Origin of the sequence: Achromobacter anxifer (genome assembly GCF_903652925.1) — a bacterium.
Classification (GTDB): domain Bacteria; phylum Pseudomonadota; class Gammaproteobacteria; order Burkholderiales; family Burkholderiaceae_B; genus Achromobacter; species Achromobacter anxifer.
Window position 1 is genome coordinate 292,112 of the sequence record NZ_CAHLAR010000009.1, and the last position, 8,340, is coordinate 300,451.

Genomic DNA, 8,340 nt, shown 5'->3' on the forward strand with positions numbered 1-8,340 from the left:
GCGGCTTCGGCCTTGCGAGGGCGCGCCGTATTACCCGGCGTAGCGGGCTTCCAGCACGGCCACGGCCGGCAGGGTCTTGCCTTCCAGGAATTCCAGGAAAGCGCCGCCGCCGGTCGAGATGTAGCCGACCTGTTCGCCGATGCCGTACTTGGCGATGGCGGCCAGGGTGTCGCCGCCGCCGGCGATCGAGAAGCCTTCGGATTCGGCGATGGCGCGCGCCACCACTTCGGTGCCGTTGGCGAACTGGTCGAATTCGAACACGCCCACGGGGCCGTTCCAGACAATGGTGCCGGCCTTCTTCAGGATCTCGGCCAGTTGCGCCGCGGTCTGGGGACCGATGTCCAGGATCATGTCGTCGTCGGCCACGGCATCGGCGGCCTTGACGGTGGCTTCGGCATCGGCGCCGAAGGACTTGGCGCACACCACGTCCACCGGAATCGGCACGGCCGCGCCGCGCTGCTTCATGATGTCGATCACGGCGCGAGCCTGGTCGACCTGGTCGGGTTCGGCCAGCGACTTGCCGATGGACAGGCCGGCGGCCAGCATGAAGGTGTTGGCGATGCCGCCGCCCACGACCAGCTGGTCGACCTTGTCGGCCAGCGATTGCAGGATGGACAGCTTGGTCGACACCTTGGAGCCGCCAACGATGGCGACCAGCGGACGCTTGGGTTCGTGCAGCGCGCGGCCCAGGGCTTCCAGTTCGGCGGCCAGCAGCGGGCCGGCGCAGGCCACGGGCGCGAAGCGCGCGATGCCGTGGGTGGTGGCTTCGGCGCGGTGCGCGGTGCCGAAGGCGTCATTGACGTAGACGTCACACAGCGCGGCCATCTTCTTGGACAGCGCTTCGTCGTCCTTCTTCTCGCCGACGTTCACGCGGCAGTTTTCCAGCAGCACGACCTGGCCGTGATCGACCTGGACGCCATCGACCCAGTCGCGCACCAGCTGCACGGGCATGCCCAGCAGCTCGGACAGACGCTGGCCGACCTTGGCCAGCGAATCGGCCTCGGTCAGCACGCCTTCCTTGGGGCGGCCCAGGTGGGACGTAACCATGACGGCGGCGCCGGCGTCCAGCGCCATGCGGATGCCGGGCACCGAGGCGCGGATGCGGGTGTCTTCGCTGATGCGGCCGGCGTCGTCGAACGGCACGTTCAGATCGGCGCGAATGAACACGCGCTTGCCGGACAGGGCGCCGGACTTGGCCAGCGCGGACAGAGTGTTGACCTTGGACATATTTGGATTCCTACGATGGGCGTACAAAGGGGACGAACCCATTTTCCGCATGCGCGGAAAACAAATCCGTCCCCTCTATCGACTAGCCGTGTTGCTTACTTGGCCGACATCAGCGCGACGGTGGTGTCGAGCATGCGGTTCGAGAAGCCCCACTCGTTGTCGTACCAGGACGAGACCTTGACCAGGCGGCCCGAAACCTTGGTCAGCGACGCGTCAACGGTGCTGGAGGCCGGGTTGTGGTTGTAGTCGACCGAGACCAGGGGTTCGGTGTTGTAGTCCAGGATGCCCTTGAGCTCGCCTTCCGAGGCGGCCTTCAGGATGCCGTTCACTTCTTCGGCGGTCGTGTCGCGGCTGGCCACGAACGACAGGTCGACCAGCGACACGTTGATGGTCGGGACGCGGATGGCGTAGCCGTCCAGCTTGCCGTTCAGTTCCGGCAGCACCAGGCCCACGGCGGCGGCGGCGCCGGTCTTGGTGGGGATCATGCTCATGGTGGCCGAACGCGCGCGGCGCAGGTCTTCGTGGTAGACGTCGGTCAGGACCTGGTCGTTGGTGTAGGCGTGGACGGTGGTCATCAGGCCGTTTTCCAGGCCCAGCTTGTCGTTCAGCGGCTTGACCAGCGGGGCCAGGCAGTTGGTGGTGCACGAAGCGTTGGAGATGACGGTGTCGGTTGCCTTCAGCACGCCGTGGTTCACGCCGTACACGATGGTGGCGTCGACGTCCTTGCCGCCGGGGGCCGAGATGATGACCTTCTTGGCGCCGCCCTTGATGTGCGCGCCGGCCTTTTCCTTGGTCGTGAAGAAGCCCGTGCACTCCAGCACCACGTCGACCTTCAGCTCGCCCCAGGGCAGCTCGGCCGGGTTGCGGTTGGCCAGCACGCGGATCTTGTCGCCGTTGACGACCATGAAGTCGCCGTCGACTTCGACGGTGCCCGGGAACTTGCCGTGGGCGGTGTCGTAGCGCGTCAGGTGCGCGTTGGTCTTGGGATCGCCCAGGTCATTGATGGCGACGATTTCGATATCGTGCTTCTTGCCACCTTCGTAGTGGGCACGCAGGATGTTGCGGCCGATGCGACCGTAACCGTTGATGGCGACGCGAATGGTCATGACTAAGCTCCTTTTTACAAAACTTGCTTGACGGTCTCGGCCACCTTGTCGGCGGTCAGCCCGAAGAACTTGAACAGAGCGCCGGCCGGCGCGGATTCACCGTAGCGGTCGATGCCGACGACGGCGCCTTCCAGCCCCACGTACTTGTGCCAGAAGGCGGTAACCCCGGCTTCGACGGCCACCCGCGGCAGGCCCTTGGGCAGCACGGATTGCTTCCAGGCGGCGTCCTGGCGGTCGAACACGTCGGTGCTGGGCATGGAGACCACGCGCACGGCGATGCCGTCCTTGGCCAGTTGCGCCTGCGCGTCCAGCGCGATGGCGACTTCCGAACCGGTGGCGATGATGACGGCGCGGGCGCCTTCGGCATCGCGCAGCACATAGCCGCCGCGGGCGATGGCGTCCACCGTGGCGGCGTCGCGCGGCACGAACGGCAGGTTCTGGCGCGACAGCAACAGGGCCGTCGGGCCGCCGTCGTGCACGTCCATGCCGATGCTGGTGGGGCGCGTCACGGCCGCGTTCCAGGCCACGGCGGTTTCAGCCGTATCGCAAGGACGCCACAGCGACAGGTTGGGGATCAGGCGCAGGCTGGCGGCGTGCTCGATGGACTGGTGGGTCGGGCCGTCTTCGCCCAGGCCGATCGAGTCATGGGTGAACACGTGCACCACGCGCTGCTTCATCAGCGCAGCCATGCGGATGGCGTTGCGCGAGTAGTCGGAGAACGTCAGGAAGGTGCCGCCAAACGGCAGGTAGCCGCCGTGCAGGGCCACGCCGTTCATGATGGCGGCCATGCCGAACTCGCGCACGCCGTAGTTGATGTGGCGGCCGAACTGGATGCCCTTTTCGCCCGCGCGGACGGCGGCGACGCCCTTCCAGTCGGTGAAGTTGGAACCGGTCAGGTCCGCCGAGCCGCCCAGCATTTCCGGCAGCAGCGGAGCCATCGCGGTGATGGCGAACTGCGAAGCCTTGCGGGTGGCGACGGTTTCGGCCTTTTCCAGCGTGGCGTCCAGGAACGCCTTGAACTGGTCGGCGTAGCCGGCGGGCATTTCGCCCTTCATGCGGCGCTTGAATTCAGCGGCTTCGGCGGGGAATTCGGCGGCGTAGGCGTCGAACGCGGATTGCCATTCGGCCTGGGCCGCGGCGCCCTGCTTGCGGCCATCCCAGCCGTCATAGATGGCTTGCGGGATCTGGAACGGTTCCGACGACCAGCCCAGCGCGGCGCGAGTGGCGGCGATTTCGTCCTTGCCCAGCGGCGCGCCGTGCACATTGTGCGTGCCGGCCATGTTGGGCGAACCCTTGCCGATGACGGTGCGGCAGACGATCAGCGTGGGCTTGTCCGATTGCGAACGCGCGGCCTTGATGGCAGCGTCCACGGCGGCGACGTCATGGCCGTCGATGCCGCGGATCACGTTCCAGCCGTAGCCTTCGAAACGCTTGGCGGTGTCGTCGGCGAACCAGTGTTCGACGTGGCCGTCGATGGAGATGCCGTTGTCGTCATACAGCACGACCAGCTTGCCCAGCTTCAGCGTGCCGGCCAGCGAACACACTTCGTGCGAGATGCCTTCCATCAGGCAGCCGTCGCCGGTGAAGGCGTAGGTGTGGTGGTCGACGATGGTGTGGCCGGGTTTGTTGAATTCAGCGGCCAGCAGCGCTTCGGCCAGCGCCATGCCCACGGCATTGCCCAGGCCCTGACCCAGCGGGCCGGTGGTCGTTTCCACGCCCGGGGTGATGCCCACTTCGGGGTGGCCCGGGGTCTTGGAATGCAGCTGGCGGAAATTCTTCAGCTCTTCGATCGGCAGGTCATAGCCGGTCAGATGCAGCAAGGCGTAGATCAGCATCGAGCCGTGGCCGTTGGACAGCACGAAGCGGTCGCGGTTGGCCCAGGCGGGATCCTTGGGATTGTGACGCAGGTTGCCGGCCCACAGGGCTTGGGCGATTTCCGCCATGCCCATGGGAGCACCCGGATGCCCGGAGTTCGCTTGTTGCACGGCGTCCATCGCGAGGGCGCGGATGGCATCCGCCAAGGCAAGTTTAGGGGCGGTCGGATTGCTCATTCGGAAGGCTCTGTGAAGCTGGCGGGCCTACTGAGGAAATAGGGGCCAGTTGAGTAGGTTGCGAAGCAGGAGATTTTAGCATCTGAGGATTTCTCCCTCGCCATCGGCCAGAAGGCGGGCCCATGCTAGGCTAGCGCCCCAAAAAAGATGCCCCCAGGAGGGCGTTTTTGCCTCGGGGCGGCCCGATCGTGACAATATGCCCCCACACCCCCCATGTAATACACACTAGATATGTCAGCCCCCCGCTTCTTCTGCGACATCCCTTTGACCGCCGGCGCCCGCGTGGCGCTTCCCGAGCCTCTGGCGCACCATGCGCTGCGCGTGCTGCGGCTGCGCGCAGGCGAGGCCGTGGCGCTGTTCAACGGCCAGGGCGGCGAATATCCCGCCACGCTCGAGGTGGACGGCAAGGCCGGCTTTGCCCAGCTGGGCGAATTCCAGCCGCGCGAGGCCGAGTTGGCCGGGCGCGTCACCTTGGTGCAAGGGCTGCCCTCCGGGGACAAGATGGACTGGGTGGTGGAAAAGGCCGTGGAACTGGGCGCGGCGCGCGTCTGCCCCATCGCGGCCCAGCGCAGCGTGCTGCAGTTGTCGGGGCCCCGGCTGGACAAGCGCGTGGCGCATTGGCAGCGCATCGCGCAGTCCGCCAGCGAACAGTGCGGCCGCAACCGGCTGATGGCCGTGGACGCGCCCCGCACGCTGGCCGACTGGCTGGCGCAACCTGCCGAGGGGCTGCGCCTGCTGTGCCATCCCGAAGCCGGCGACGATCTGGCCGCCGCGCTGCGGGCCGAGCCCGGCCTGCAGGCCCTGACCTTGCTGGTCGGGCCCGAAGGCGGATGGTCGGACAAGGAATTGGCTCAGGCTCGCGAAGCCGGCGTGCAGGCCGTGCGCTTCGGTCCCCGGGTGCTGCGCACCGAGACAGCGGGACTGGCCTTGCTATCGGCGGCCAGCGCGCTGCTGGCCTGGTAGGACGGCCGGATCAGTTGTCTTCGCCGTAGGGCGCCGCGGCCACTCCGGGCTCGGGGTCCGGATGGCGTCCGGCGTGCTCGACGACATACGCGAAAACACGGCCGTTCTCGCGGGCGAAATCGGCCGCGTCGGAGCAAACGGTTTCAATGCGCCCGGAATCCTCTTCCAGCGCCGGATCGCCCGAATGCAGCTTGTATAGCCACAGCACCACGCCGGTCTTGTGGTCCAGCACGGTGTCGCAGAGGCAGTCGTAGAGAGCGTCCAGATTTCCGCCGAAGTACTCGGGGAAATCCACGGCCTTGACGATGGCGCGCAGCACGGCGGAACGACTGCGGGCAGGATCGCAATTGGCGACGAACAGGGCCAAACCGAGCTCGTGAGCGGCGTCGACGACGGCTTTCTTGTCCAGCCCTTCATGGGCCAGCGCACCGCCTCGCATCAGCTGCCGCTGCAGAGTAGATTGGCCATTGCGCGTCATGCCTGAGCCTCCTTGAAAAAGGCGATCACTTCTTCGTTACGCTGCATCGTATCGGCATAACCCAGTTCAATCAATCGCTTGGTGTAGCTTGATTCAAATAAGAGGTAGGACATCAGCGCCCCGCCTCCTGGACGGCCTGGGTCGGACGATACACCGAGTACGCGAAAAAGGGCACGGGCCTGGGCCGGCATGTCCTGCAAATGTTCCAGCGCCATGACATCCAGCGACTGGCTGGGCGTGATCGTCAGGACCTCGATGCGCCGCGCATTGCCCCGCACGCCATCGGCGCCGGCCTGGTCCATCAGATAGTTGATGCGCTCCAGGCGTTCGACGTCGACCGACAGGCCGTCCAGGAATATGCTGGCCAACGCATGCCCGCCGACCTGGGCCAGCGAAGGGTACGGCGGCGAATCCTCGCGGTTCTCGGGGTGGGTCTCGTCGCGGTAGCCGGTGCCTATCACCAGCACGCGGTTGGCGCCCATGTGGATGGCCGGACTGATCGGCGCCAACTGGCGCATGGAACCGTCGCCGCACCACTCGCCCTTGCCGTGCACCTGCACCTGCCGGGCCGGGAAGACGAAGGGAATGGCGGACGAGGCCATCAGATGGTCGATGCCGATGGGCGTGGGGATCGCCAGCCGCAGATAGCGATGCCAGGGCTCGATGGGCGTGTGCGCCTGGTAGAAGGTCAGGTGCTCGCCGCTGGTATAGCCCGACGCCGTGATCGCCAGCGCCGACAGCGCGCCGCTTTCCAGGTTGGAACGCAGATGCTGGAAATCCAGCACGCGCTCCAGCAGGGCCTGCATGGGACTATTGTCCAGCAGCGAATGGGGCCGCTTGCGCGTCAGGCCCGAATACATCCAGCCCAGCGACAACAGGCCCAGCCAGCGGACTCCGGTACGGATCAGGCCGGGCGCGTCGGCCCGGTAGATCATGTCCGTATTCAGCGATGACCACAGCCTGCGGATGCGGCGCACACCCAGATGCGGCCGGTCGGCGCGGCAGGCCAGCGCGGCGGCGTTGATGGCGCCAGCGGAAGTGCCGCAGATGATGTGGAAAGGATTTTGAAAGCGGGAGTGCCAGTCCGGGTCCAGCAGCTCCATGATGGCGCTGAGCACGCCCACCTGATAGGCGGCGCGCGCGCCGCCTCCGGTCAGGACCAGGCCGGTCGGCGTGCGCGGGCACGCCGGACCGGGAGGAGTCACTTCAACGTGGCGTGTTGACATCGACCACCGTCATCGCGGTCATATTGACGATGCGGCGCACGGTGGAGCTGGAGGTCAGGATGTGCACCGGCGCGTTGGCGCCCAGCAGGAACGGGCCCACCGCCACATTGCCGCCCGCGGCCGTCTTCAACAGGTTGTAGGCGATGTTGCCCGAGTCCACGTTCGGGCACACCAGCAGGTTGGCCTGCCCCTTGAGCGTGGAAGAAGGCAGGATGCGCATGCGCAAGGCCTCGTCCAGCGCACAGTCGCCATGCATTTCGCCGTCGATCTCCAGGTCCGGCGCGGCCTGGCGCACCAGCTCCAGCGCGCGGCGCATCTTCGCGCCCGACGCCGAGCTGCCCGAACCGAAGTTCGAACGCGACAGCAGCGCGACCTTGGGCGCCAGATACATGCGGCGCATCTCGTTGGCGGCGGCGATGGTGAATTCGGCGATCTGCTCGGCCGTGGGTTCGTCATTCACGTGCGTGTCGACCAGCACCACCGTGCGCTCGTTGAGCAGCAGGATGTTCATGGCGGCGTAGACGTTGTGGCCCGGACGGCGGCCGATGACCTCGTCCACAAAGCGCAGATGGTCGTGGTACGCGCCCACCGAACCGCAGACCATGCCGTCGGCATCACCCAGGCGCACCATCATCGCGCCGATCAGGGTCATGCGGCGGCGCATTTCCACGCGCGCCATTTCCTTGGTAATGCCGCGGCGGCACATCAGTTCCCAGTACGTGGTCCAGTACTGGTGGAAGCGCTCGTCGTATTCCGGGTTGGTGACTTCGACGTCCTCGCCCAGGCGCAGGCGCAAGCCCAGCTTTTCGATGCGGGTCAGCAGCACCGATGGCCGGCCCACCAGGATGGGACGGGCCAGGCCTTCGTCGACAATCACTTGCACCGCGCGCAGCACGCGCTCGTCCTCGCCTTCGGCGAACACGATGCGCGCCGGGCCGCCTTCGCGCACGATGCGCTTGGACGCCGAGAACAGCGGCTTCATGAAGGCGCCAGAGTGGTACACGAACTGCTGCAGCTGCTCTTCGTAGGCTTCCAGGTCGGCCAGCGGACGCGTGGCCACGCCGCCTTCCATCGCCGCCTTGGCCACCGCCGGCGCAATGCGCACGATCAGACGCGGATCGAAGGGCTTGGGAATCAGGTACTCGGGGCCGAACGAGATGTCGTAGGTGCCATAGGCTGCCGCCACGACTTCGTTCTGTTCTTCCTCGGCCAGCTCGGCGATGGCGTACACCGCCGCCTTTTCCATCTCGCGGGTGATGGTGGTGGCGCCCACGTCCAGCGCGCCGCGG

The 8,340-nt window shown here is 66.6% G+C and carries 7 protein-coding genes; 1 reads left to right on the top strand and 6 read right to left on the bottom strand.

Annotated elements, in window-relative coordinates; translation table 11 throughout:
- Window positions 1–30: 30 nt before the first annotated feature.
- The 3 genes from HWY37_RS25900 to tkt form a co-directional block, all read right to left on the bottom strand.
- Window positions 31–1,227, bottom strand: coding sequence for a phosphoglycerate kinase (locus tag HWY37_RS25900; protein WP_175206682.1), 1,197 nt, complete (start codon window positions 1,225–1,227; stop codon window positions 31–33).
- A gap of 95 nt (window positions 1,228–1,322) precedes the next feature.
- Complete coding sequence (gene gap, locus HWY37_RS25905; RefSeq protein ID WP_013395726.1) at window positions 1,323–2,333, bottom strand: type I glyceraldehyde-3-phosphate dehydrogenase; 1,011 nt, start codon at window positions 2,331–2,333, stop codon at window positions 1,323–1,325.
- A gap of 14 nt (window positions 2,334–2,347) precedes the next feature.
- A complete protein-coding gene (gene tkt / locus HWY37_RS25910; RefSeq protein WP_175206684.1) occupies window positions 2,348–4,384 on the bottom strand; it encodes a transketolase in 2,037 nt (678 codons plus the stop codon).
- Window positions 4,385–4,615: 231 nt separating this feature from the next.
- Here tkt and HWY37_RS25915 point away from each other — a divergent pair, with 231 nt between their 5' ends.
- A complete protein-coding gene (locus tag HWY37_RS25915; protein WP_175206685.1) occupies window positions 4,616–5,347 on the top strand; it encodes a 16S rRNA (uracil(1498)-N(3))-methyltransferase in 732 nt (243 codons plus the stop codon).
- A gap of 10 nt (window positions 5,348–5,357) precedes the next feature.
- On the opposite strand, the gene HWY37_RS25920 is transcribed toward HWY37_RS25915, so the two are convergent.
- The 3 genes from HWY37_RS25920 to HWY37_RS25930 all read right to left on the bottom strand — a co-directional run.
- A complete protein-coding gene (locus tag HWY37_RS25920) occupies window positions 5,358–5,825 on the bottom strand; it encodes a barstar family protein (protein WP_175206686.1) in 468 nt (155 codons plus the stop codon).
- On the bottom strand, window positions 5,822–7,051 hold the full coding sequence (locus tag HWY37_RS25925; RefSeq protein WP_246302405.1) for a patatin-like phospholipase family protein: 1,230 nt from the start codon (window positions 7,049–7,051) through the stop codon (window positions 5,822–5,824). Before HWY37_RS25925 ends, HWY37_RS25920 begins: the two co-directional genes overlap by 4 nt.
- On the bottom strand, window positions 7,032–8,340 hold a 1,309-nt coding region (locus tag HWY37_RS25930; RefSeq protein WP_254595824.1), incomplete at its 5' end, for a phosphate acyltransferase. The genes HWY37_RS25930 and HWY37_RS25925, both read right to left, overlap by 20 nt.

Bases quoted from the DNA above. Each gene is read 5' to 3' on its own strand.
- HWY37_RS25900 (WP_175206682.1), bottom strand. From the start codon at position 1,227: ATGTCCAAGGTCAACACTCTGTCCGCGCTGGCCAAGTCCGGCGCCCTG.
- gap (WP_013395726.1), bottom strand. From the start codon at position 2,333: ATGACCATTCGCGTCGCCATCAACGGTTACGGTCGCATCGGCCGCAAC.
- tkt (WP_175206684.1), bottom strand. From the start codon at position 4,384: ATGAGCAATCCGACCGCCCCTAAACTTGCCTTGGCGGATGCCATCCGC.
- HWY37_RS25915 (WP_175206685.1), top strand. From the start codon at position 4,616: ATGTCAGCCCCCCGCTTCTTCTGCGACATCCCTTTGACCGCCGGCGCC.
- HWY37_RS25920 (WP_175206686.1), bottom strand. From the start codon at position 5,825: ATGACGCGCAATGGCCAATCTACTCTGCAGCGGCAGCTGATGCGAGGC.
- HWY37_RS25925 (WP_246302405.1), bottom strand. From the start codon at position 7,051: ATGTCAACACGCCACGTTGAAGTGACTCCTCCCGGTCCGGCGTGCCCG.